Annotated in this window: 22 protein-coding genes; 5 read left to right on the forward strand and 17 right to left on the reverse strand. The window is 61.3% G+C overall.

Going from position 1 to position 23,398, the window contains the following annotated elements:
* Position 1: 1 nt before the first annotated feature.
* From VGG22_02430 to VGG22_02460, 7 genes are read right to left on the reverse strand one after another with little or no spacing between them, the layout of a single operon-like run.
* Complete coding sequence (locus VGG22_02430) at positions 2-2,086, reverse strand: xanthine dehydrogenase family protein molybdopterin-binding subunit (GenBank protein HEY1727219.1); 2,085 nt, start codon at positions 2,084-2,086, stop codon at positions 2-4.
* Positions 2,083-3,012 carry a xanthine dehydrogenase family protein subunit M gene (locus tag VGG22_02435; protein ID HEY1727220.1) on the reverse strand — a complete coding sequence of 310 codons (930 nt, stop codon included), beginning with the start codon at positions 3,010-3,012 and terminating at the stop codon, positions 2,083-2,085. The genes VGG22_02430 and VGG22_02435 overlap by 4 nt, the downstream gene beginning before the upstream one ends.
* A gap of 37 nt (positions 3,013-3,049) precedes the next feature.
* Positions 3,050-3,508 (reverse strand): (2Fe-2S)-binding protein, encoded by a 459-nt coding sequence (locus VGG22_02440; GenBank protein HEY1727221.1) that lies wholly within the window; start codon positions 3,506-3,508, stop codon positions 3,050-3,052.
* A 40-nt stretch (positions 3,509-3,548) separates the two neighbouring features.
* Complete coding sequence (locus tag VGG22_02445) at positions 3,549-6,164, reverse strand: M1 family metallopeptidase (protein HEY1727222.1); 2,616 nt, start codon at positions 6,162-6,164, stop codon at positions 3,549-3,551.
* Positions 6,161-6,382: a hypothetical protein gene (locus VGG22_02450; protein ID HEY1727223.1), complete on the reverse strand. Its 222-nt coding sequence runs from the start codon at positions 6,380-6,382 to the stop codon at positions 6,161-6,163. Before VGG22_02450 ends, VGG22_02445 begins: the two co-directional genes overlap by 4 nt.
* Positions 6,383-6,403: 21 nt before the next feature.
* A complete protein-coding gene (locus tag VGG22_02455) occupies positions 6,404-6,679 on the reverse strand; it encodes a hypothetical protein (GenBank protein ID HEY1727224.1) in 276 nt (91 codons plus the stop codon).
* A 13-nt stretch (positions 6,680-6,692) separates the two neighbouring features.
* Entirely contained in the window at positions 6,693-7,781 is a 1,089-nt protein-coding gene (locus VGG22_02460) for a hypothetical protein (GenBank protein HEY1727225.1), read from the reverse strand.
* A gap of 47 nt (positions 7,782-7,828) precedes the next feature.
* Here VGG22_02460 and VGG22_02465 point away from each other — a divergent pair, with 47 nt between their 5' ends.
* Positions 7,829-9,490: a thiamine pyrophosphate-binding protein gene (locus VGG22_02465; GenBank protein HEY1727226.1), complete on the forward strand. Its 1,662-nt coding sequence runs from the start codon at positions 7,829-7,831 to the stop codon at positions 9,488-9,490.
* The gene (locus tag VGG22_02470; GenBank protein ID HEY1727227.1) at positions 9,487-10,629 is read left to right on the forward strand and encodes a CoA transferase; all 1,143 of its coding nucleotides are present in this window, start codon (positions 9,487-9,489) and stop codon (positions 10,627-10,629) included. Before VGG22_02465 ends, VGG22_02470 begins: the two co-directional genes overlap by 4 nt.
* Positions 10,630-10,683: 54 nt before the next feature.
* Here the strand turns inward: VGG22_02470 and VGG22_02475 are convergent, their stop codons facing one another.
* Genes VGG22_02475 through VGG22_02510 form a run of 8 tightly spaced genes read right to left on the reverse strand, consistent with a single transcriptional unit; the run spans position 10,684 to position 18,382 of the window.
* The gene (locus VGG22_02475) at positions 10,684-11,001 is read right to left on the reverse strand and encodes an NIPSNAP family protein (GenBank protein ID HEY1727228.1); all 318 of its coding nucleotides are present in this window, start codon (positions 10,999-11,001) and stop codon (positions 10,684-10,686) included.
* Entirely contained in the window at positions 10,998-11,585 is a 588-nt protein-coding gene (locus tag VGG22_02480) for a hypothetical protein (protein HEY1727229.1), read from the reverse strand. The genes VGG22_02475 and VGG22_02480 overlap by 4 nt, the downstream gene beginning before the upstream one ends.
* Positions 11,582-12,556, reverse strand: a complete 975-nt coding sequence (locus tag VGG22_02485; protein ID HEY1727230.1) for an NAD-dependent epimerase/dehydratase family protein — start codon at positions 12,554-12,556, stop codon at positions 11,582-11,584. The genes VGG22_02480 and VGG22_02485 overlap by 4 nt, the downstream gene beginning before the upstream one ends.
* On the reverse strand, positions 12,546-13,553 hold the full coding sequence (gene hpnH, locus VGG22_02490; protein ID HEY1727231.1) for an adenosyl-hopene transferase HpnH: 1,008 nt from the start codon (positions 13,551-13,553) through the stop codon (positions 12,546-12,548). The genes VGG22_02485 and hpnH overlap by 11 nt, the downstream gene beginning before the upstream one ends.
* Complete coding sequence (gene shc / locus VGG22_02495) at positions 13,550-15,451, reverse strand: squalene--hopene cyclase (GenBank protein ID HEY1727232.1); 1,902 nt, start codon at positions 15,449-15,451, stop codon at positions 13,550-13,552. Before shc ends, hpnH begins: the two co-directional genes overlap by 4 nt.
* Positions 15,448-16,686 carry a hydroxysqualene dehydroxylase HpnE gene (gene hpnE, locus VGG22_02500; GenBank protein HEY1727233.1) on the reverse strand — a complete coding sequence of 413 codons (1,239 nt, stop codon included), beginning with the start codon at positions 16,684-16,686 and terminating at the stop codon, positions 15,448-15,450. Before hpnE ends, shc begins: the two co-directional genes overlap by 4 nt.
* Positions 16,668-17,531, reverse strand: a complete 864-nt coding sequence (hpnD, locus tag VGG22_02505; GenBank protein ID HEY1727234.1) for a presqualene diphosphate synthase HpnD — start codon at positions 17,529-17,531, stop codon at positions 16,668-16,670. The genes hpnE and hpnD overlap by 19 nt, the downstream gene beginning before the upstream one ends.
* Positions 17,531-18,382, reverse strand: a complete 852-nt coding sequence (locus tag VGG22_02510; protein HEY1727235.1) for a squalene/phytoene synthase family protein — start codon at positions 18,380-18,382, stop codon at positions 17,531-17,533. The genes hpnD and VGG22_02510 overlap by 1 nt, the downstream gene beginning before the upstream one ends.
* Before the next feature lie 214 nt (positions 18,383-18,596).
* Here VGG22_02510 and VGG22_02515 point away from each other — a divergent pair, with 214 nt between their 5' ends.
* From VGG22_02515 to hpnI, 3 genes are read left to right on the forward strand one after another with little or no spacing between them, the layout of a single operon-like run.
* Complete coding sequence (locus VGG22_02515; protein ID HEY1727236.1) at positions 18,597-19,343, forward strand: ferritin-like domain-containing protein; 747 nt, start codon at positions 18,597-18,599, stop codon at positions 19,341-19,343.
* Complete coding sequence (hpnK, locus tag VGG22_02520; GenBank protein ID HEY1727237.1) at positions 19,343-20,152, forward strand: hopanoid biosynthesis-associated protein HpnK; 810 nt, start codon at positions 19,343-19,345, stop codon at positions 20,150-20,152. The genes VGG22_02515 and hpnK overlap by 1 nt, the downstream gene beginning before the upstream one ends.
* Positions 20,142-21,257 (forward strand): bacteriohopanetetrol glucosamine biosynthesis glycosyltransferase HpnI, encoded by a 1,116-nt coding sequence (gene hpnI / locus VGG22_02525; GenBank protein ID HEY1727238.1) that lies wholly within the window; start codon positions 20,142-20,144, stop codon positions 21,255-21,257. The genes hpnK and hpnI overlap by 11 nt, the downstream gene beginning before the upstream one ends.
* On the opposite strand, the gene rpiA is transcribed toward hpnI, so the two are convergent.
* Complete coding sequence (gene rpiA, locus VGG22_02530) at positions 21,254-21,937, reverse strand: ribose-5-phosphate isomerase RpiA (protein HEY1727239.1); 684 nt, start codon at positions 21,935-21,937, stop codon at positions 21,254-21,256. The genes hpnI and rpiA overlap by 4 nt on opposite strands.
* The gene (locus VGG22_02535; GenBank protein HEY1727240.1) at positions 21,937-23,250 is read right to left on the reverse strand and encodes a malonyl-CoA decarboxylase; all 1,314 of its coding nucleotides are present in this window, start codon (positions 23,248-23,250) and stop codon (positions 21,937-21,939) included. The genes rpiA and VGG22_02535 overlap by 1 nt, the downstream gene beginning before the upstream one ends.
* Positions 23,251-23,398 lie beyond the last annotated feature (148 nt).

The raw sequence follows: 23,398 nt of genomic DNA on the forward strand, positions 1-23,398 counted from the left end.
CTTAAAGCAGTTTGTCGGGTGTGATCGGCAGCTCGCGGATACGTTTGCCGGTCGCATTGTAGACCGCGTTTGCGATCGCAGCGGCGATCCCCGTCGTTCCGATTTCACCAACGCCGCGCACACCGAGCGGATTGAGTAGAAAATCCGGATGCTCGACCGTGATCGCCTCGATCTCGCCGATGTCGGCGTTGACGGGTATCCGGTAGTCCGCAAGGTTGTCGGTCATGACACGACCCGAGCGCTCGTCGAATCGGCCCCCTTCCATCAACGCCATTCCGATGCCGAACACCATCCCGCCGAGAAATTGACTGCGCGTCGTTTTCGGGTTGATGATCTTGCCGCAATCGAATACGCCGAGCGCCCGCGCCACGCGCACGTGTCCGAGCCTCTCATCGACGCGCACTTCTACGAACTGCGCTCCAAACGAGTGAAATGAGTACCGGCCTTGCTCGTCACCGGGCGCCGAGCTGGCTTCCGCGCGATTCTTGCCGCTCTCGCGTAATTTCAGGCAAGCAGCCTGAACCGCCGGCATGACACTCGCCGTGCTCATCGAACCGCCCGCGACCGGCGCGGGAGGCAACGTAGAATCGCCAATGCGGACTTCGATTTGCTCGATCCCGACGCCAAGTGCATCGGCGGCGACCTGCGCAATGATCGAATACATTCCGGTTCCGATGTCGTGCGTTGCGACCTCAACGAGGAAGTTGTCGCCGTCTCGACGCACGCGGGCGCTAGCCGGCGAACGCAGTCCGGGAAATGTTGCTGTTGCGACGCCGTATCCGACGTACTCGTTGTGTTCGCGCCGCTCGCGGGCTTTACGCGGGCGGTCCTTCCAACCGAAGCGCGTCGCGCCGACCCGCAGACACTCGACCAAATGCCGGCTGGAGAAGGGCAGCTTCTCTTCCTCATCTTGCGTCGCGTCGTTTTTCACACGCAACTCAATGGGATCGATGCCTAGCTTCGCGGCGAGCTCATCAAGCGCGGATTCGAGCGCGAACGTTCCCGGAGTCTCGCCCGGTGCGCGCATCGGTCCCGGCGCGGGTGTATTTAACCAGACCGCTTCGTGACTGATACGAACGTTCGGACACGAATAGAGCATCGACGTGATGCGTCCGGACGGTTCGACGAACCAGCCGGCGACGGACGTGCCGATCGTCGAGGCATGGTCGATTGCAACTAGCTTACCGTCTTTTTGCGCACCGATGCGAATGTGCTGTTCGGTGCGCGGACGATTCCCCGTCTGTTCGAAGAGCTGCGTGCGTGTCAGCACCAACTTCACCGGGCGCTTGAGCTCGCGTGCGGCCATCGCGGCGAAAATCGTGTGCGGAAAGGAAAAGCCTTTGTTTCCGAATCCGCCGCCCACGAAGGGGGAGATGATGTGCACGTTGTCGACCGCTACATCGAACACGATCGCGACGTACTGCTGAAGACCTTTAACCCACTGCGACGGCTCGTGAATCGTCAGCTTATCGCCGTTCCATTGCGCCACGGTCGCATGTGGTTCCATCGGATTGTGAAACTGCGTCGGCGTCGAGTACTGCTCGTCGAGCTTAACCGGGGCGCTGGCGAGCTGCTTGTCGACGTCACCGCGTTCCGTTTGCAAGGCCGATCCGAAGAATTGCTCGGGTTTCGTGCGCCCAGCCTTCGGGTCATCGAACGAAAGCAGTGCGTGACCTGGTTCGTAGGTTACGCGCACGCGGGCGGCTGCAGCCCGTGCTGCCTCAAACGTTTCGGCGACGACGACGGCAATTTGCTGTCCGTAGTGGACGATCTGGGGACCTTGCATGGGCATGAAGGTTTGCGCCGGGACAATCGCCTTCATGAAATCAGCTTCCGGCTGGGTGAAGCGAGGCGAATTCTCATGCGTGAAAATCTTGAGAACGCCGTGAATCTCGCCGGCCGCCGCCGTATCGAATGAAACGATCTTCCCGTGCGCGATCGTGCTCGTCACCATCACGGCGTACGCAACGTGTTCGACCGGTGTATCGGCTGCATATTGCGCCTGACCGCTGACTTTCAAACGCCCGTCGACGCGATCGATCGGGGTTCCGACGACGGGGGTGTGCCCGGTAACCGTCGCCGTCATGCTCCGTGCCTCACCGTTTCTAAGGCGCGTACGATCGCGCGCGTCGCGAGCTCGACCTTAAAGCCGTTGTCGCGTCTCGGAACGGCGTGTGCGAGTGCGATCTCTGCGGCTTTTTGAAACGCGGAGTCGCCGGAGGTTCCCACGAGCGCGTCTTCGGCCGCGCGCGCACGCCAGGGAATCGTTCCGACGCCGCCGAGTGCAATGCGCGCTTCGTCGATGCGATCGCCGTCGAATTCGAGTCCGGCGGCGACGGACACGAGCGCGAACTCATACGACGCGCGGTCGCGAACTTTGAGGTATGTTGAATGGCGGTGCGCGCGGCCGTGCGGAATCTCGATGGCGACGATCAACTCGCCCGGTTTCAGGTCGTTCTCGACGTTCGGCGTCTCGCCCGGCAACGCATAAAATTCGTCGAGCGATATGCGGCGCGAGCCGGCTACGCTTTGGATTTCGACGATGGCGTCGAGGGCGACGAGAGCCACGGCAGCGTCCGAAGCGTGCGTTGCGAAGCACGCGTCACTCGTTCCGAGAACCGCATGCATGCGATGGAAGCCCTCGAAGGCGTCGCAGCCGTCGCCCGGACGTCGCTTGTTGCATGCCGCCGCGGGATCGCGGAAATACGAGCAGCGCGTGCGCTGCAAGATGTTGCCACCAACCGTCGCCATGTTGCGCAGCTGCGGTGATGCGCCGGCGAGGAAAGCGTTCGATAGCATCGGGAAATGCTCGACGACGGCGGGATGATGCGCGACGTCGCTGTTGCGAACGAGCGCTCCGATCCGAATGCGCTTGGCGTCGGCATCGATCGAATTCAGTGGAAGCCGGGTAATGTCGACGAGCGTCGCCGGCGAGGTCACGCCGCATTTCATCAAGTCAACGACGTTCGTTCCGCCCGCGATGAATGCTGCGTCCTTCGTCCGAGCGATCATCTCGAGAGCTTCGCGCGTATCCGTGGGCGCAAGAAGATCAAACGCCTGCACGTCGCACCTCCTGGCGCACGGCTGCGAGAATATTCGAATACGCACCGCAACGACAGAGGTTACCGCTCATCGCTTCGCGGATCTCGCCGTCCGTGTGCGCGTGGCCTTCGTTGACGAGACCGAGCGCCGAGACGATTTGGCCCGACGTGCAGAAACCGCACTGAAAGGCATCGTGCTCGATGAATGCTTGCTGCAACGGGTGCAGCGAGCCGTTCGTCGCGACGCCTTCGATCGTCGTGATTTCCGCATTCGCGTGCATCATCGCGAGCGATAGGCACGCGAGCACGCGGCTTCCATCCACGAGGACCGTACATGCTCCGCACTGCCCGTAATCGCAGCCTTTTTTCGTACCGACGAGACCGAGCCGCTCGCGCAACGCGTCGAGCAATGTGACGTTCGGCTCCAACTCCACGGTGTGGTCGGAGCCATTGACTTTCAATTTCATCTGCGGCATTAGTATGCCCCAGGACCCCGGGGTTTCTCGGTCAGTTTCGGGACGTATGCGAGAGCTCGGCGTTGAGTTCCGCAACCAGACGTGCCTTCTCCGCAAGCTTCACGCGTGCGGCCGCAAGGCCGCGTTTGATGTACGGTGCCGCGCCCGCCGGGGACCGAGCTTGCACCCACACCGCGATAACGGACGGTGGCTCGGCATCCTTGTAGATGTCGGGAAGCGCATCGGCCATGAACAGCGCCCGGTCGAATTCGGAGAAGTCCTTCAAGAGATCCGGCCCGTGCCGTTCGAAGAATGTCCAGGAGAGCTTCGGATTCCAGTCGGCCGATTCGAAGATCAGGCGCAGCTTGTTGCTCTGTGCTTGTGGCGGCAGCGGATCCGTCATGACCGCCTGCAGCGCCATAGCCGCAAGCTTCGGATCGCGTATCGTGACCAGCGCGCCATAGAAGCGCCCCACCTCCGGAACGTCGCGCGCCGTGAGCGCGACCTTGTGGAGCCGCTCGAACATCGCCGGGTCGGCGTAGGCTGCCACGACCGGTAACACGGTGCCTTGTTGATCGGGCGAGAGCGACGCGTGATTATGTTCAAAGATCGCAAAGCGGCGTCGAGCCTCTCCGATCACGGCGGGATCACCGAATTGCCCGAGCGCGAGGATCGCCTTATTGCGAAGGTCGCGGATCGGCGGAGCTTCACCCGGTTTGATATTCCATCCGAGCGCCTTCACGAGCGGCGATAAGAGCTCACGCGACCGGCGTAACAGATCGGCGTGGCGCGGCAGACCGCGTTCGTCCTGTTCGAACGTGGTGAGCGATGCGATGATTTGCTCCCACGCGCGAGCATCGTAGTCGGAACCCATTTTCGCGGCCATGTCGAAGTACGGGCCAAGACCAGCCTTGCCGGCGCGCGCGAATGCCCACTGATCGTCGAGCAGCGAGATCTTGTCCGGATTCGAGAACGATCCGAATGCCGTTGTGTCGTTCGCGAGTGTTTGCTTGTCGTATGCCACGCGGTAGAAGCCGTAGCCGCCCGCATTTGCAAGCAGCGGCTGATCGCAAGTCCCCGCCGTGACGGTTTGTCCGTCATCTTTCAGGACAATTTTTTCCACGTCGCCGTTCCCGCTTTGAATTTGAAGCGGAACGTTCCACCGTTCGCCTTTTGCGTCATTACCTTCCCATAGGAAGCGTTTCTGGCTCAATGCGATCGTGCGGTTGCCGCTCGCGTCGCACTGCGCCCGGACGAAGACCGTTGGGTAGCCGGGTTGTTTTATCCACGCTGATCCGAGTGCCGCAACGTCTTGACCGCTTTCCGCGCTCAGGGCGCGCCACAAATCGCTTCCGACGGTATTCGAATACGCATTGGCGCGAATGTAGCGGCGCATCCCATCCCGGAATGTGTCCTCACCAAGATATTCCTCGAGCATGCGCAATACCGAACGTCCCTTGGTGTACACGATAGCCGGATTAAATGAGGCTTCGGCTTGCAACTCGTCCTTTACGGGCGACTCGATTGCAATTGACGTTGGTTGTCCGTCGGCGTCAAACGCATCTTGTGCCTCGCCGTCGGTCATCTCCCACCACGCCCAGGATGGATGACGCAGGGCGGTTTCTTTGGTCTCCATCCATGTTGCAAAGCTCTCGGCGAGCCAGATGTCGCTCCACCAATCTATCGTGACAAGATCGCCGGTCCATTGGTGTGACATCTCATGGGCTTGCACGTCCCACGCGATCTGGCGCGCCGAAATCGTCGTACTCGGCCCCGTCAGCAGAAGCTGGTCGTTGTATGTGATCGCACCCCAATTTTCCATTGCACCGGGGAAGCCGCCGGGAATCGCGATTGAGTCCAACTTCGGAAGCGGAAAGCGGAATCCGAAATACGCGTTGTAGTCGTTGAGGATTGTTTGCGACGCCGCGAGTGCGTCGCGTCCCTTGTGTTCCTCACCGCGAACGGCCCAAACGCTATGCGTGTAGCCGTCGTTACGCGCGGTTATGTACGCGAGATTCCCGGCCGTGAATTCGACCAAATACGTCGACATCTTCGGCGTCGGGCGGAATGATACGTCGGCTGTGCTTCCATGCACGACGCGGTGCGCGATCGGCATATTACCGACGACGCTCCACGCTGCGGGGATCGTTGCCGTCAATGTAAACCGGGCGCGAAACGCGGGTTCATCCCAGCACGGGAAGAAGCGGCGCGCATCGGTTGATTCCAATTGCGATGTGAGCAGCACGCCACTGCCTGACGGCGTCCGATACGGCTGAGCGAACAAACCTTGCGGCGTCGTATTGATTAAGCCGGTGTAGGCCAGCGTCAAGACGTGATGCCCCGGCCGCATCGTGTGCGCGACGGTGACCGTCGAGAGCTGCTTGCCGTTCTGCGTAACAACGCTCTGAGCCGGGACGCCGTCGACGCGGACGTTGCTCAGATGCTGGTTGAGCGTGTTGAAGACGATGCGATTCGTCGACTGACGCACGAGCAGCGTGATGCGCTCTGCCCCGGTCATCGTCTTGGTCACCATATTCGGCTTGAACGCGATCGCGTAGTCGAGCGGCACGACGTTTTTCGGAAGACGGCCAGGCGTCTTATCGAAATCGAACGCTGCGGCAGTTGCGGTCGTCGCTGCCAAGAGCAGCGCCGTGATCAGAATTTTCATTTGCCACCCCACGCGTGCACGACTTGCTCGAGCGCTTCGGCCGCGCGCTCGTCGAGCTGTTCGTTCGAAAGCGTGCTGAGCGGATGGGTAACGACGACGGGCTCGATGGCGGTCATTCCGAGTGCCTCACGTTGAACTTTGGCTTCGTGCAGAAAAACGGTCGTGACGAGTACGGCGGTCGGTATCCCCGATGTTTCAAGCCGGATGGCGTCGTGCATACAGCACGAAGTGCAGGACCCTCAATCACCTATCCCGGTGAGCACGAGATCGCTTTCGGCCGCGATCTGCGCGAGCAGCTCCGGCCGCGCGTCGCGCGAAAAGCTTTCCTTCTTGTAGCGCTTGATCGGTCCCAGCGAGAGCCGCTGCGCGAGCGTAGTGGCGATGCGGTCCTCGAGCTTCCAGCCGTTCCATTTCGTATTGTCGAGAACGCCGATGCGCAGTCCGCGCAAGTTCGCCGGACGTTTGGCGAGGTGAAGAACGGGCGCGTCAATCGTCCCGCGGGGATCGTAGATCATTGGAGGATCCTCTCTAGAGACGGCACGTGCCGTCTTCACACATCGCCGCCGCATCCGGCGACGTTCCGTCGATTCGTAGCAACACCGGGCTCGTCATATGTCCCCAACCCGGGATGAATGCCGAAAAACGTCCGGCTTCTCCGCCGGCGACGAACAGATGAATGTCATCCGCACTCGGGACGATCGGAATTCGTGCATCGGGCTCGCGCTTGTACCAGCGTGGAAGATTGCGGTTGTAGATCTTCCCGTAGCGATCGTTAAAGCTGAGGGCGGAGAACTTGTTGCCGGCATTCATCCAAAGATAGTTGCGCACGTCGTGACGCGTCCAGCCGCTTTTGGATATCGTGGCGGCGTGCTCGGGCCCGATGACCACGGCGCACGAGCCGCTGGAGACCGCATTGTTGTGCGCGATCGTCGACATTGCCGATATGATGCTATCCAGCACGCCCTCTGCGTCATCGGCGATGTGATTGGTGACGCTGTGCGGCGGCTCCGACGCAATCACGAATACGGAGCTGTCGTCAGGATTCATGCCATGCTCAACGTGATAAGGCGCCCACGGCGAGATCTCTTCATTCTCCGCGATGCAGTACGTATATTTTGCGGGACTTCCGAGCGTGCTCTTGTCGAGATCACCCGGTGTGCCGCCACCGACGGAGAGTAAGATCATGCGGATCGCCCGCCCAATCGTTGCGTTAGCACGATTCCCCGAACCAAAGACGTTGTGACCGGAATTCATTCCGATCTCGCGGCGAATCGGACCGTTGACGACGAGCAGCGGCGAGACCATGTGCGTCGTCGCCTGCACGCCGTTCAAATTGAATGCGGGCGAGCAAAGCGCGAGCATCGCTGCGCGAACGACCGGTGCGTACTCGGGCTTGCAGCCGGCCATCACCATGTTGACGGCGAGAATCTGTCGTGTTAGTCCGCCGCGGCGCGGTGGAACGACGGCTTCGAGATGTTCGGGGTCTCCCCCGAGCGCGTCAATGACGGCCGCAATCTTCTCGGGCGTTGGCGGAACGACGGGTAGTCCGTCGCTCCATGCTTGCTCGAAATAATACTCGACGAGGTCTTCAGTTTTTGTTTCCGCGAGAGTCGTCATTTCGTCCCCTCAAGGGTTGAGCAAATGCCTTGCACAACTCGCGAAGCGTGCCCTTTCTTTCAGGAAAACGCGCGTTTCTCGAGCTTCTTAAGCAAGAAGGCGTCGAATATATCTTCGGAAATCCCGGAACGACCGAGCTTCCGCTCATGGATGCGCTTGCCGTCGAAACGGAGCTCCGCTACATCCTCGGGTTACAGGAAGCTGCGGTGATGGCGATGGCCGACGGTTACGCGCAAGCTTCCGGAAAACTTACGTGTGTCAGCGTCCATGTCGCTCCGGGACTCGGCAACGCCATGGGGATGCTCTACGACGCGCGCAAAGCGGGCTCACCGATTATCGTGACGGCCGGACAACACGATCAGAGCTTCACGTTTAGCGAGCCGCTGTTGTGGGCCGATCTTCCGGAGATTGCGCGACCGCTCGTCAAGTGGTCGAGCGAGGTACGACGACTGGAAGAATTGCCGCTCGCGATTCATCGCGCGGCGAAAACGGCGCTCGCGCCCCCGACCGGTCCCGTTTTTCTCTCGCTTCCCGGGGATGTTCTCACGAACGAGGCCAATATTGAGATGGGCACGCGGTCACGCGTTGCGCCGAACGTGCGTGGGGATCGTGCCGCGATCGAAGCCGCGGCGAAGCTGTGTGCGAGCGCTCAGCGTCCGCTGATCTTTGCCGGTGACGCGATCGCGCAAAGCGACGCGCTTGCCGAAGTCGTTGCGTTCGCAGAGCTGCTCGGTGCCCCGGTCTACGCCGAAGTCGTATCGAGCCGCGCCTCATTTCCGTCATCGCATCCGCATTTCTTCGGTGCGATGCTGCGCTTGCAGAAGAACATTCACGAGATTCTGGCGCAGCACGATCTCGTGATCTCGCTCGGCGCCGATTTGTTCACGCTTTCGCTTCCCTCACCGGTCGATGCTCTGCCGGAGAACCTCAAGATCGTTCACCTCGACACCGATCCGTGGGAGATTGCGAAGAACTATGCCGTCGAGGCCGCGATATTTGGTGAGCCTAAGGTGACGCTCCCCGAGCTTACGGCCGAGACACAGGAACGGATGACGCCGGAGCAGCGTAGCGCGGCGCGTGAACGCGGCGAAGAAACGCGCAAGCAGAATGCGCAAGCGCGCGCGAAACTTGCAGAAACCGCAGCCGAGGCCACGAAACGTACGCCGATCGAGGCGCTTGCGCTCTTGCAAGCCATCGCCGAGACCTTGCCCTCGAACGCCGTCGTCGTCGACGAAACTGTTTCGTCGGGGCTAGGGATACGCTCGTTGTTGCGCAGCGACGATTCACAAAGCTATTTCGGCTTGCGCGGCGGCGGCATCGGCTGGGGATTGCCGGCTGCGATCGGCGCGAAGCTGGCCTTGCCCTCGCGTCCGGTCGTCGCACTGATCGGCGATGGCAGCGCGATGTACACCGTGCAAGGCTTGTGGACTGCGGCGCACGAGAAGCTCGCTGTCACGTTCGTGATCTTCAACAACACATCGTATAAGATTCTCAAGCAGCGCGCACTCGCAATGGGCGCGTTCACCGCGGAAACCAAGCGCTATGTCGCGATGGACTTAACGGAGCCCGCGATTGATTTCGTCGGCCTCGCGCGTTCGCTCGGCATCACGTCGGAGCGCGTCAAGACACTGGATGACGTGCGCTCGCATCTCAAGCGCGCAATCGAGTCGAACAAGCCGAACCTGATCGAGGTCGTTATCGCCGCATGAGTGGCCCCCTGGACGGCGTGCGCGTCATCGATCTGTCCACGGTCGTTGCGGGGCCGCTCGTAACGCGACTGATGGCGGATATGGGCGCCGACGTCATCAAGGTCGAGTCCAAAGCCGGCGACATCATGCGCTGGACCGGCCCCGGCCGTCACGTCGGCATGGGTGCGCTGTTCATGCATCTCAATCGTGGTAAGCGCAGCATCGTGCTCGATCTGAAGAACGAGGGCGATCGCGAGAAGGTCTTACGCCTGTGTGAAGGCGCCGATCTGCTCTTTCACAACATCCGTGCCGCAGCGATGGGGCGTTTGCGTTTAGGGTATTCCGACGTTGCGTCCCGCAATCCCAAAATTCTGTATGTGAGCTTAGTCGGATTTGCGCAAAACGGTCCGTACGCACCCTGGCCCGCGTACGATGATTTGATCCAAGGCGCCTCAGGGCTCGCTGCGATGTTCAAACGGACGGGAGAAGCGCCGCGCTTCGTTCCGCTCAACATGGCGGATCGTACGAGCGGCATCACCGCGCTCGGCGCCGTTCTTGCGGCCCTGTACCATCGCGAACGAACGGGCAAAGGTCAAGCCGTCGAGGTCGCGATGTTCGAAGCGCTCGTCGACTTCGTGTTCGGCGATCATCTTGGCGGGCATAGCTTCGAGCCGAGCGAGGGCGACTTCGGATACAAGCGGCTGCTCACGACGCTGCGGCGTCCGCATCGTACGCTTGACGGTTACATTTGTGTCCTGCTCTACGACGACAAGCAGTGGGAGCGATTTTTCGAGCAGGTCGGGCGCGCCGACCAATACGCGAGCGATCCGCGCTTGCACGACACGATCAAGCGCCGCGATCACTATCACGAAGCCTACACGATCGTCGCCGAGATTTTGGCGACGCGAACGACCGCGGACTGGCTGAAGATGCTGCGTGAGAACGATCTGCCGGCCGTGCCGATGAACGATCTCGACGACGTTCTCAGCGATCCGCACCTCGCGGCAACGGGATTCTTCGTTAAGCAGCAGCATCCGACCGAAGGCGTGATGCGCACCACCGGTCATGCCTCGCGCTTCGCGGGAACGCCGCTCCCCGATCCGGGCATCGCGCCCAATCTCGGCGAGCACACCGAAGAAATCCTCAGAGAACTGGGCTAGCGTTGTCATCCCGAGCGTAGGCGCGAAGCGCCGTAGTCGAGGGACGGCGAAAATCTACACGGGCGAGAACGAGGTTGATTTCATGATCTTGTTTTCTTGGTGCTGCATGTAGCCGGCTTCTGCGCTTTTCTTCAGATAGGCTTGCCACGCCGGATCGGCTTGCATTGCGGTGCGCTTTTTCTCGCGGTCGGCCATGCTCTCGTATTTCCAGATATGCACGACTTGGTTTTGCGTGCCGACTTCACTCATGAAGTAGCCAAGGGGCTCGCCCAGATACTTGAGTTGAATCGGATAGCCTTCCGCCTCATATAGCGCGAGCCAAACGTTGAGTTTTCCGGGCAGCGTGGTGTAGGTGCGAATATCGACGATCACGAGTGTCCTCCGTCGGTGAGAGCGTTGCGTACTATAAGAGCGGCTAACCGTGCGTAACGTGGCGCGGTTCGCGCGAGCCACGGCAATTCACTCCATGCTTCGGGCCGGAGCAGGACGCTTAGCGGCCGCACCCACGCGTCCGAGATCTCACGTTCCGGCGTATCGAGAATGATACGAACGACCACCAGGCCCGGGGCGTTGATGAGGCCGCTCTCCATGTCGACGCCGGCAAAGCCGCGGGCGGCTAATTGGTCGCGCGCCTTTCCTCGCACGAGGGTCGTCGACGTCACGAGCGGCGCGCTCTCCGGGGCTTCGCCGAGTCGCCGTGCGGCGTCGCGCAGATGCGTGGCTGCTTCCGAATCGCACCTGATGCGCTCTCCGCTCGGACGTTCGACCTCGTCGGGTATGAGGACGGTGCCGCTTGCGACACCGCGGCGCAAACCGCCGCAGAGTCCGAGGCTGATCACCGTATCGTCGAACGTTCCGCCACGGGCGATGCCCGTTTTCACGACGCGCACGTTGAGATTCCGCAGCTCGAGCTGCGCGGCGCGATACTCGGTCTGCGTCGCGCAGACGACGATCACTTCAAATAGCCGCGACCGCGATACCAGTTGACGGCGCGTTCCAGTGCGCCGCGAACGGGGCCGGGCTTGTAGTTCAGCTCGTGTTGCGCTTTGGATGAGTCGACGAACATGCGCTCTTCCGCCATGCGCACGCCCTCGAGCGGAACAAGCGGCTGCGCGTCGCGCCGCACGAAACAGCGCATCTCATCGACGTACGCGATCGTATAAAGGACAGGCTTCGGGATGCGCACGCGCGGAACGGGCTTGCCGGTGATCTCGGAGAGCATTTCCCACACCTCGTCGAGCGTAAGATTTTCACCGCCGAGAATGTAGCGTTCACCGGGACGTCCATCGCGCAAGGCACTGACGTGCGCTCGCGCGACGTCCTCGACAGGGACCAGGTTCAATCCGCCCGACGGCGGCTTTGCAAACATGCGTCCGCGCGCGAAATTCAGGATCATCGCTCCGGTCGGCGTGGGCTTGTGATCGTTGGGACCGACGGGCGCGGTCGGCAACACGACGACGGTCGGTATGCGGCTCGACACTGCGCTACGCTCTTGTGCGAGCTTGGAAGCATGATAGCCCTCGCCGCCTTCGTGCGCGTAGTCAGCCTCCGTCGCAACGTTTGCGCCGTGCGCGGGTCCGACCGTCGCTGAGCTCGACGTCAGGACGGCGCGTTCGACGCCGGCGAGATATGCCGCGGCAAAGAGACTCTCGGTTCCGGTGACATTGACGCGCTCGATTGCTTCACGATCGCCGGGCGCAAACGAATAGAGTGCCGCGCAGTGCACGAGGAAACGGCATTCACGCAAGCTGTCAAGCAAATTTCCAGCGCGCTCCAGGTCGCCGACGACGGTCTCGCACCCATCGAGGCGCGCCGCCTTGTCGCGCACGAGTGCGCGCACGGTGAAACCTGCCGCGAGCAGCTCGCGCAGGACGTGACTTCCGACGAATCCGGTCGCGCCGGTTAGGAAAACGCGGTCATTGCGCAATGGCCGCGCGAACCGCTTGCTTGATCGATCCGGTCGTTGCGAGGACAGCAGTCGGCTCGTAGCCGCAGTGCGCCATGCAGTTTTCGCACTTTGGATTGCGTCCGCGGCCGTACTTCGACCAATCGGTATCCGTCAGCAGCTCTTTGTAGCTGCCGGCGTAGGGTGCATCCGACATCAGGTAACACGGGCGTTGCCATCCGAAAACGGAGTACGACGGAATTCCCCACGCCGTGCACGCAAACTCGACTTTGCCTTCGAGGAAGTCCAGATACAGAGGCGTGTGATTGAGGCGCCACCGTTGGCGGTTGCCGTTGCCGAACGCTTCGCGGAAGATCGCGCGCGTTTGCTCGACGCCGAGGAAGTGTTCCTGATCGGGCGCCTTTTCATACGCGTAGCCGGGCGCGATCTGCATGACGTCGACTTGCGCGACGTCGTTGAGATAATCGAGCGTCTCGATGATCGTCTGCGGCGTGTCGCGATTGAAGAACGTCGTGTTGGTCGTCACGCGAAAGCCGCGCGCCTTGGCTTCTTTGATCGCCGCAACCGCTTTATCGAAGATGCCTTCGCGGCAGACTGCTTCGTCGTGACGCGCGCCGACGCCGTCGACGTGGACGGACCACGAGAAGTAGACGGAGGGCTTGAACAGATCCATTTTCTTCTGCATGAGAATCGCGTTCGTGCAGAGGTACACGAAGCGTTTGCGCTCGACGAGCGCTTCCACGATCTCCGCGATCTGATCGTGAACGAGCGGCTCACCGCCGGCGATCGAAACCATCGGCGCTTCGCATTGCTCGACCGCGTCGATGCACTGCTGCACCGTCAGGCGCTGGCGTAAGATGTCGGTGGGAAACTGAATCTTTCCACAACCGCCGCACTCGAGATTGCACTGAAAGAGCGGCTCGAGCTGCAGAACGAGCGCGAATTTCTCGACTCGCGCAAGCTTCTTGCTGAGGATGTATTTGCCAACGGCGACTTTTTGCTGCAGCGGGATACTCATGACGTCATAATACTTTCGGTCGGCGGTTCGGAACGGCCCCCTTGGCCGTCGTCCGTCTTGGCGAGCGTCCGATCGAAACCGAGCGCGGTCAATGGAAACAGATGGCGATAAAGGTGGTAGTTAATGTAGAAGTCGCGCGGAAAACCGGTTCCGGTGTGATAAGGCTCGTCCCAGGTTCCGTCCGGGCGCTGCCGCTCGCGGAGAAATGCGAGACCTCGCTGCACCGCAGAATCCCGCCCCCGACCTGCGAGTTGCAAGGCGCAGACCGCCCAACCTGTCTGCGACGGAGTGCTTGCGCCGACACCGGCGAGCGATTCATCGACGTACGAATGAGCGGTCTCTCCCCAACCGCCGTCCGGATTTTGCACGCGTAGCAGCCAGGCGACGGCGCGCTCGGTCATGTCCTCGCCCGTCTTGAGCGCGACGAGCGACGATATTACGCACCACGTGCCGTAGATGTGGTTCACGCCCCAACGGCCGAACCACGATCCGCCCGGCTTCTGCGTCGCGCGTAGATACGCAAGTCCCCGCGCAACATACGGATCCGAGATGTTGCGGCCGAGGAGCGCAAGCATCTCGAGGGCGTGCGCAGTGACATCTTCCGTCGGTGGATCGATGAGAGCGCCGAAATCGGCGAACGGCATCCTGTAGACGATCTCGTTGTCGTTGTCGCGATCGAATGCTGCCCAGGCGCCGTTGCTGGAGCGCATCGCGAGTGTCCAATTGCAAGCGCGTTCGATCGCGGCATTCGCGCGCTCGTCGAGCACCGCGCCTTCGAGCAGCGCGCACACGATCACGGCGGTGTCGTCGATGTCGGGATAGATGTCATTATCGAACTCGAACGCCCATCCGCCGTTGGGGACGCCTTTGCAGCGCACTTGCCAATCGCCCCACTGGTCGGGCGCGATTTGTTCGTCGAGCATCCACTTAACCGCACGTGTCAGCGTGGGATGTTCGCGCGGTAGGCCCGCCATGCGAAGCGCGCGGATCGCCCACGCGACGTCCCAGACCGGCGACATGCACGCTTGAAAACGCCAACCGTTCTCGTCATGGATGACGAAACGTTGCATTCCGGTGAGTCCTTTGCGGATCACCGGATGCTCGAGTGGATAGCCTTCGATGGATAGCGCAATGAGCGAGTACACCCACGGCGGTTGAATGCCGCCCCAGCTTCCGTCGAGTTCTTGCCGCTCGATGATCCATTCGCAGACGCGTTTGATGGCCGTTTCACGCGCAGGCTTGCTCGGCAACCGTTCATATTGCTTGAGCAATTTATCGAGCCACCACATCCAGCCGGCGCCGGGGACGCTCCAAATGCGCCCGCGTGTTCCGGGCGCAAAGATCTCATCGACGTCGATTCCTAGCGGACGCACCGGACGGCGCGTAATCACAATCGTCAGCGGTGCGACCGTTCCGCGCGCCCAGCATGAGAAGTCGTATAAGTTGAACGGAATCTGCGGCGGGAAGAAGATGATCTCGGGCGGCAGCGACGGGATGCCTTCCCACGGATAAATCCCGAACAGCGCCATCCAAATCTTGGTGAAGACGCGCGCTTCGGTCAAGCCGCCAAGACGATGAATCGTCGCGAGCGCGCGGCGCATCTCGTCTCGCTCCGTATCGAAGCCGAGCAATTTGAGCGCGACATAGGCTTCGATAGTCGTGCTCAAATCTGCGGGACCGTCGAAATACAGCGCCCACGATCCGTCGCTGCGTTGATGGTGGAGGAAATGCCGGATGACACCGTCGCGAATGTCGTCGAACGGGACGCCGAGGAAGCGCATCAAGAGGATGTGCTCGGCGGTCATCGTGACGTTCGTCTCGAGCTCGCCGCACCACCACCCATCGATCGATTGGTTCGCGATCAGCCAATCGACGGCTCTTTGCGTGTGATCGATCACGCCAGAACCTCGGCCGCTTCAAGCCCGCTTCGCACTGCGGATTCCATAGTATCAGGCCAGCCGGTTTCGAGCCACGAACCCGCGAGCGCCAGGTTCGCGAATTGGGTGCGGGAATGCGGGCGCCGCACGCCGGGCTTCGGCATGTACGTGGCAGTGGGATTGCGCGTCACGGCACTCTGAACGATTTGTGCGGTGCGCAACGCGGGTAACGCGGCGCGGAGCTCTGTCCACGTGCGTTCGACCAGCGACACCGTCGTCGCGGTGAGATACTCATTGGCGGCGCTCAAGCTGCAACACAGATAACCGGAATCCTTTTGAAAGACCCACTGCACCGGTGAGTCGAGCAAGGCAGCAAAATCGAAATCCAGACTGCCGGAATCGGTCCATAAATGGATGTCGAGAATCCCGTGCGGTTCGTAGGCGTCGAGACTCACAATCCCGGACAGGCGTGCGGCTTGCGCCGGAGGCACGGCGAGGACGACTTTGTCGAAGGCACGCCGTCCATCTGCCAGGATGATGCCGATCTCGGCGCCCCCGAGCTCGAGCGACGCGACCGGCGTCGAGATATGCACGCGATCCAGACGTTTTGCCGCGGCCTCCGCGATGCGTGCCAACGGGACGGTCAACCAGCCGAAGCGCGCTGCGCCGGCTTCGCTCAAGAATGCCGTTTGCAACACGAACGCGCCGTCGCGCAAACTCATCTGATCGAGGGGCACGTTGAGTGCAGGGACCAGAAATGGATCCCAAAAGGCGCGGATCTCGTCCGGCCCTTGGCCGCTCTGCTCGAGCCAGCGCGCAAACGTCTCGTCAGGTAAGTCCGCAACGTTCTTACGCAAGGCGAGAAGAGCGCGCGCAATTCCGATTCGCGCTCCAAAACGGAGCGGCGCATAGTGCATGAGGGACCATGCGAGATGGAGCGGTGCCGGCAAATTTGCGGCGCGCAGCCGGCTGCGCACGTCCTTGCCGATCACGAGCACATCGAAGCGTTCCTGGAGATGGAGATTGTCCACCATCCCGACGCGCTCGACGAACTTGATGAATTCGGTGCAGCAGGCTAAGAAAACATGTTGCCCGTTGTCGACTTCGTGACCATCGACGGCAAACGACGTCGCGCGCCCGCCGAGCAGGCGCGTGCGTTCGAAGAGCTCGACCTCGTGTCCCTGTTCCTTTAGCGCGAGCGCCGCAGAAAGACCGGCGAGCCCGCCGCCGACGATCGCTACACGGGTCGCAGCCACGACCCGACCATAACGAGCAGTTTTTCGCTAGGCGTGAGCGAGGTTCTGCCGCGTAACGGGAAGTCGGGATCGCGTTCGATTTTCTCGAGAATTCGTTCGTAGATGCCCGCCATGGTGTGCACGCACACCGCCGAGCGCCGCGGAATCAGTCGCAAGACGCCGTAGCCGCGCGCGAACAGCTCGCGAGCTCGCGCTGCCTCGAAGGCGACGAGGCCGCGCCAACGCTCGTCGGCCGTACCGTCGAAGAGCTGCTTTTCGGTAACCCCGAATCGATCCAAGTCTTCCTGCGGAAGATAGATCCGATCCATCCCGGCGTCTTCGCGGACGTCACGCAAGATGTTCGTCAGCTGAAGCGCGAGTCCGAGCGCATCGGCTAGCTCGAGCGCAATTGGATCTTCGAAGCCGAAGACGCGCACGCACATGCGTCCCACGACGGATGCGACGAGATGGCAATAGCCTTGTAGCTCGTCCCACGTACGATACCGCTTGCGGAAGAAATCCAGCTCGACGCCGTCGATCAACTCTTGCAGCTCGCTCTCGGGGATCTGATAGCGTTCGATTACATGCGCGAGGACGTGGGTGATCGGATCGTTCCATTCGCCGCGCATGCACATGCGAATGCGCTCGCGATGAACTGCGAGACGCTCGGGAAGATCGCCGCGGTTCGGCCCGTCGGCATCGTCGTCGACTTGCCGTGCGAAACAATAGAGCGCGTAGATTGCAACGCGCTGCTCGTACGGCAGCGAGATGAACCCCCAATAGAAATTTTTTGCCTCGCGGCGCGCTAGTTCATGGCAATATTTCTCCGAGCTTCGGAGATCGTAGTCGGTGGCTTCGAGCCGCACTATGCGGTCTCGGGGCGCTCGACGTTTCGAGCCGGCTGGAGAGAGAGCGCTATCGCGCGGGCAAGTAAACCGAGCTTCACAGACCGTGTAACCGTCGGACGCTCGAATTCGGTGCGGTAGCCGATCCGGGCGATCCCCTCGCAGATCGCGAGCCCTCCCAGCCGGTAGAGCGCCAATTGGAAGCGGAGCCCCGAGGGGGCCATGCGTTCGAGGGCTCGCCCGGAGCCAAGCAGCTCGCGGGCCCGCTCGACCATGATCCGTGTCGCCTCGGCTTTGCCGGCGGCACGGACATCGGCTTGGACCAAATACGTGCGTCCGATTGCCGCGTCACGAGCTACGTCTTGCGCGAAATTGGCAAGCTGCAATCCGACGCAAACATCGTCGGAAAGCGGTACCGTCGTCGCATTGTAGATCCCGAAGACCGCGAGCACCATGCGTCCGACCGGCGCCGCTGAATTGCGGCAATATCCGAGGACGTCGGTCCAGTTTTCATACGACGAAACTTCTTGGTCTTGAATGTTCGCGGCGATTAGATCGACGAACGGCTCGATCGGCATTTGATGTGCTTTGATCGTCTCCGAGAGCGCGATCAGCACCGGGTGGATGGGCGGCTTTCCGGCAAAAAGCGCGTTTAGCTCGTCACGCCACAGCTCTAAACGTACGCGCGCCGATTCGCGCGAGGCGCTCTCATCGCCGAGATCGTCCGTGGTGCGGCAATATGCGTAAATACGCGCTAAATCCAGGCGTATCGAAGCTGGGAGAAGCTTGGAGGCGACGCTGAAATTTTCGTAATGCTGATCGGCGAGCGATAAACAATACGCATCCGCCAAGAGCATGTCTTGTCTATTCATCTGCCCCACGGGTGGGGGAAATTCAACTTGCTCATGGCAAGCCCTAGCAGGTTATCCACCCTAGCGTGGGTATTCCACCATGCCTGCTGCGACAAACTATTTCACGCCAAGGTTACGGAGGATGATGCAGGGCTTTCTAATCGGGTCAGAGGCGCATAAGCAGCTGTTTTGTCGCACATTCACGGAGAGTCACGAGCCATATGAGCCCGTAAATTTGCCCTGGCCGGAGCTCGATGAAGAGTCGCTGAGAAAGCTCCGCGCGCTTCCAATTTGGCCGATGGCGCTGCAAGCCGAGACCAATGCGGGAGCCATGGTCAGCGGATTCGGAGCCACGATCGCCGACCCGACGATTCGCCAAGCGATCGAGCTGCAAGGCTTTGAAGAGACGCGCCACGGCCGTCTGATTGCAACGATGGTCGAACGTTACAGTCTCGGCGCGAAGGTTCATCCGCCTCAGCTCGAGCCGACTGAGAGTGCGTTCATCCATTTTGGCTACTGCGAGTGTTTGGACTCGTTCCTGGGGTTTGGTGGATACCGTCTGGCGCAGGAGGTCGAGTTCATGCCGCAGTCGCTGATCTCGTTGTTCAGTCGCGTCTTGTGGGAAGAAGCGCGCCATATCGTGTTCTTCGTCAATTGGATTGCATACGAGCGCGTGCAACGCGGGTACGGCGGTCCATTCATGCAAGCCGTCGCAACTGCCATCGGATACATTCGTGCACTCATCGATCGTATCGTGAGCGGGCGCGATGTGGCGGATGGTGTTACGGAGCCCGTCGAGCTGCCGAACGTTGGTCTCATCGCATTACTAAATGCAGGCGTTAACGAGAACGCGCGTCTTATGGCGCAGTTCGATCCGCGCTTGCTCCGGCCGCGCGTGGTCCCGTCCATCGCACAGATGGTCATCAACGCTGCCAAGACGGGACAAAACCTGCGAGGAGTGTTCGAACCGCGCGCAAGCTGATCGTAACCGCGGACGATTTCGGCCTTTCAACGTCCGTCAACGATGCGGTAGAGCGCGCTCATCGCGAAGGGATTCTCACCGCAGCCAGTTTGATGGTGGCTGCTCCCGGGACTCAAGATGCAGTTGCGCGCGCCCGCGCGCTGCCGTCGCTCGCAGTCGGGCTGCACGTCGTCCTCGTCAATGGCCGTTCGAAGCTGCCGCCCTCACAAGTTCCGGATTTAGTGGATAGCAACGGCGATTTTCCGACCGATCTCGTCGGCGCGGGCGTGCGCTATTTCTTCCATCCGGGTGCACGCCGTCAGCTTCAGGCGGAGATACGTGCACAATTCGAAGCATTCGCGCAAACGGGTCTGCCGCTCGATCACGTCAATGCGCAGAACCATATGCACGTCCATCCAACGGTGCTCGCAACGATTCTGCGCGTGGGAGGCGATTATGGAATGCGCGCGGTCCGCATTCCGCGCGAGCCGTTCTTACCGTCGTGGCGCAGCGCGCATCGCGATTTCGGATTACGTTTCGGAAATTCTGCCTTGCTTGCACCCTGGCTCGCGCTCATGCAGCTGCAGATCGAGCGCGCGGGCATGCTGCACAACGATGCGGTGCTCGGTTTGAGCGATACCGGAAAGATGACGTCCGAGCGCGTCCAACGTCTGCTCGAACAGTTGCCCTCCGGCGTTACCGAGATGTACTTTCATCCCGACGCCGGGAGCGATGAATTGCAGGCGCTTTGCGATCCGGACGTGATTCGAATGGTGCGTTCCGGCCAAATCGTCTCGATGAATTTCGCGCAGCTCTCAAATGCGGCATAACCTTTTCGGGATCGCTCTCTCGGTCGCGGCGCTCGGCGGCGTTGGCTATCTGGGCTTCGCGCTTGCGCGCGTGCGCGAGTTCAACCGGCGGGCGCGCGTGGAAGCGAGCACGCTGACACCGGTCTCGATTCTCAAGCCGTTGCACGGCGAAGAAGAAGACCTCTTCGAAAATCTTCGCAGCTTTTGCGAGCAGAACTATCCCGTATTCGAGGTGATTCTCGGCGTGTGCGAGGTTCGCGATCCTGCGTTCGAAATCGCGCAGCGCATCGTTGCACGCTATCCGGATCGCGCCCGTCTTGCGATTGGCGACGGCATGGCCGGCGCCGGCAATCCGAAAGTCGCGAATCTCTCCGGGATGATCGGTGTCGCGCGGCACAGCCTCATCGTGATGGCCGATGCGGACATGCGTGTCGAGCCGGCGTATCTGCGCCGGATCGTCGCGCCGTTTGAGTCGGACGATGTGGGGGCAGTGACGTGCCTCTATGCCGGGGCGCCCAGCACGAATCTACAATCGCAGCTCGGCGCGATGTATATCAACGAGCAGTTCGCGCCGTCGGTCCTCGTTGCCACCGCGCTCGAGCCGCTGCGCTACTGTTTTGGCGCCACGATTGCCGTGCGCCGGAGCATGCTCGATGCGATCGGCGGTTTTGCGGCGCTACGCGATCACGTCGCCGACGATCATTTGCTCGGCAAGCTCGTAACGGATCGCGGCCAACGGGTCGTGCTTTCGGACTATGTCGTCGAGAACGTCATCGACGAACCCGGCTTCCGCAGTTTATGGGCGCGCGAGCTGCGCTGGTCGCGGACGATACGATCGGTTCGGCCGCTCGGCCATGCATTTTCGTTTCTGACGTTCGGCCTGCCCTTGGCTGTACTCGCGACGCTCGTAACCGGTGGCCGGTATGGGACGCCGCTCCTACTGGCGCTCGCAGCCGGCTTGCGTGCTGCCTTGCATTTCGAAGCCAAAGCAGGCTCGCCGATGCTCATTCCGCTGCGCGACGCGATGAGCTTCGCAGTTTGGGCTGCATCGTTTGTGGCGCGCGACGTCGACTGGCGCGGGCAGCATCTCGAACTCGATGCGGCGGGAGAGATTCTCGAAAGCTAGCGGCGCTCGATCTCGCGTACGCCGCCGTTGCCGCCGACGAGTACGTGCGACGTAAGACCGACGAAAATGCCGCTCGCGACGACGCCGTTTATCGCGCGTAGGCGCTTGTCGAGATCGGCCGGATCGTCGATCGCGCCGAACGCGCAGTCGAGAATGTAGTTGCCGTTGTCGGTGACGAACGGCTTTCCGTCTCGCATTCGCACGCCGAGCTTCGGACAGATGTTCGCGATCTCGCGTTCGACATAGCGGAGCGTGAACGGAACGACTTCAACCGGCAACGGAAATTTACCGAGACGCGGTACGAGCTTGCTCTGATCGACGACGACGACAAATTTTTCTGCCGCAAGCGCCACGGCTTTCTCGCGAAAGAGCGCGCCGCCACCGCCTTTCGTCAGAGCGAAATCGGGAGCGACTTCATCGGCCCCATCGATCGCAACCGCAATCGGCGGTCCTTCGCACAAGCCGACGACCGGGATGTTCCGCTCGCGACACAACTGCTCGGTCTGCTTGGAGGTCACGACCGCGGAGAGCGACCAGCCTTCGGCGAGGAGCTGACCGACCCGCTCGATCGCAAAGAAGGCGGTCGAGCCGGTCCCAAGACCGATGCAGGCCATTTCTTTCCGCACGAACTGGTCGACTGCGGCATAGCCCGCAACGCGCTTTTCCTCGGCTACGTCCACTAGCGAGCCGACTTCAAAAGGTCCCTCACGGACGGTCCGGTCGCGATTTTTCCTTCCGTCATATAGGCCTCATGGTTGTCATCGATCTGATCGAGGACGTAGAGGTAGTTCACCATCATGCCGGCCGACTCGCGCAGACCCTTCGGCGAGACGTCGCCGAGCCAGTTGATCCGCTCAAGGCGCGCCCCGTTGCTGAGATGGAAGTGCGCGACCGGATCGCGTGCAAAATTCCCGCCGCGCTTTTCCCGGACAAGGTAGTGGCTGCACAGCCGCATCAACGGAATACGCAGTGCCTCGGCGACCTCAGGATCCCGTTGCCAGCCGCGCTGGCCGATCGCGGCTGCGATCCCCTCGGGATCCTCGATGAGACGCCCGCGCAGCCATGTCATGAAGCCTGGAATCGGCGAGAGAGTCGCAAACGTGCGAAGCGAGCGGAATTCCTTCGAGAGCTGATCGGCAACGCGTTTGATGAGGGCGTTGCCGAACGAGATCCCCCGCAAGCCCTTCTGACAATTCGAGATCGAGTAGAAGATCGCGACCGACGGATCGCCCTCGAGCGGTCGTGCCTTGCGGTCAAGGAGTTCGCTGATGTCGCCGCTGAGTTCGTCGGTCAGTGCGACCTCGATGAAGATCAACGGCTCGTCGGGCATGGCCGGGTGCAAGAACGCGAAGCAGCGCCGATCGCCTTGCAAACGATACTTGAGGTCGAGCCAATTGCGAACTTCGTGAACGGCTTCGTAACGCGCGAGGCGTTCGAGAAACGCCGCGGGCGCGTCCCATGTGATCTCGCGCAGCTCGAGGAATCCGATGTCGAACCATGCGGTCAGGATCTCGCGCAGATCGTCGTCGATGCGTGCGAATTTCGGATCGCGATCGAGCATCCTCAAGAGATCGGCGCGCAGATCGACCAAGAACTTCACGCCGCCCGATATGCTGTTGAACTGCGTCAGCAACCGGACCCACGGCGCTTGCAGCGCCGCCCGCAGCTCGCTGGTCTTTCTCGGGCGCTTTTCTTCGGAAGAATCCCGCATTGCTGAAACGGCGGCTTCCAGCAGCGCCTCATCGATGTCAAAGGTCGCAAGCGATTTGAAAAATTGCTCGCGTCCGGCGTCGTCCAGCTCGAGATATTGCTTGCCGAGCGCAGCCGCCCGCGCCCGCGCCGCGACTTCACCGCCGCGGGCTTCCAAACACGCGCGCATCTGATCCAGCAAACGCTGAGATGTCTTGCGGTTATCGGACTCGGCGCGCGAACGCAGAATACTGTCGCGGGCTGAAGCCGCGGCATCGCGCCACCCTACGATCGACTTAATCATCCTACCCAAGGATACTACGCTGAAGGCAGGTCGGTTGCGACGACATTTCGCCGTCGCCCTCGGTAGGGCGGTGCCGGCGACGTTCGCGAAGCCGGGATGGAAAAGTCGAGCGTCCGCCAAGCCAACGTCGGCGGACCGATGGACGAGG

The sequence above is a fragment of the Candidatus Baltobacteraceae bacterium genome (assembly GCA_036489885.1).
Taxonomy (GTDB): Bacteria; Vulcanimicrobiota; Vulcanimicrobiia; order Vulcanimicrobiales; family Vulcanimicrobiaceae; genus JAFAMS01.

Bases quoted from the DNA above. Each gene is read 5' to 3' on its own strand.
- VGG22_02430 (HEY1727219.1), bottom strand. From the start codon at position 2,086: ATGACGGCGACGGTTACCGGGCACACCCCCGTCGTCGGAACCCCGATC.
- VGG22_02435 (HEY1727220.1), bottom strand. From the start codon at position 3,012: ATGATCGCTCGGACGAAGGACGCAGCATTCATCGCGGGCGGAACGAAC.
- VGG22_02440 (HEY1727221.1), bottom strand. From the start codon at position 3,508: ATGAAATTGAAAGTCAATGGCTCCGACCACACCGTGGAGTTGGAGCCG.
- VGG22_02445 (HEY1727222.1), bottom strand. From the start codon at position 6,164: ATGAAAATTCTGATCACGGCGCTGCTCTTGGCAGCGACGACCGCAACT.
- VGG22_02450 (HEY1727223.1), bottom strand. From the start codon at position 6,382: ATGCACGACGCCATCCGGCTTGAAACATCGGGGATACCGACCGCCGTA.
- VGG22_02455 (HEY1727224.1), bottom strand. From the start codon at position 6,679: ATGATCTACGATCCCCGCGGGACGATTGACGCGCCCGTTCTTCACCTC.
- VGG22_02460 (HEY1727225.1), bottom strand. From the start codon at position 7,781: ATGACGACTCTCGCGGAAACAAAAACTGAAGACCTCGTCGAGTATTAT.
- VGG22_02470 (HEY1727227.1), top strand. From the start codon at position 9,487: ATGAGTGGCCCCCTGGACGGCGTGCGCGTCATCGATCTGTCCACGGTC.
- hpnH (HEY1727231.1), bottom strand. From the start codon at position 13,553: ATGAGTATCCCGCTGCAGCAAAAAGTCGCCGTTGGCAAATACATCCTC.
- VGG22_02510 (HEY1727235.1), bottom strand. From the start codon at position 18,382: ATGAATAGACAAGACATGCTCTTGGCGGATGCGTATTGTTTATCGCTC.
- hpnI (HEY1727238.1), top strand. From the start codon at position 20,142: ATGCGGCATAACCTTTTCGGGATCGCTCTCTCGGTCGCGGCGCTCGGC.
- VGG22_02535 (HEY1727240.1), bottom strand. From the start codon at position 23,250: ATGATTAAGTCGATCGTAGGGTGGCGCGATGCCGCGGCTTCAGCCCGC.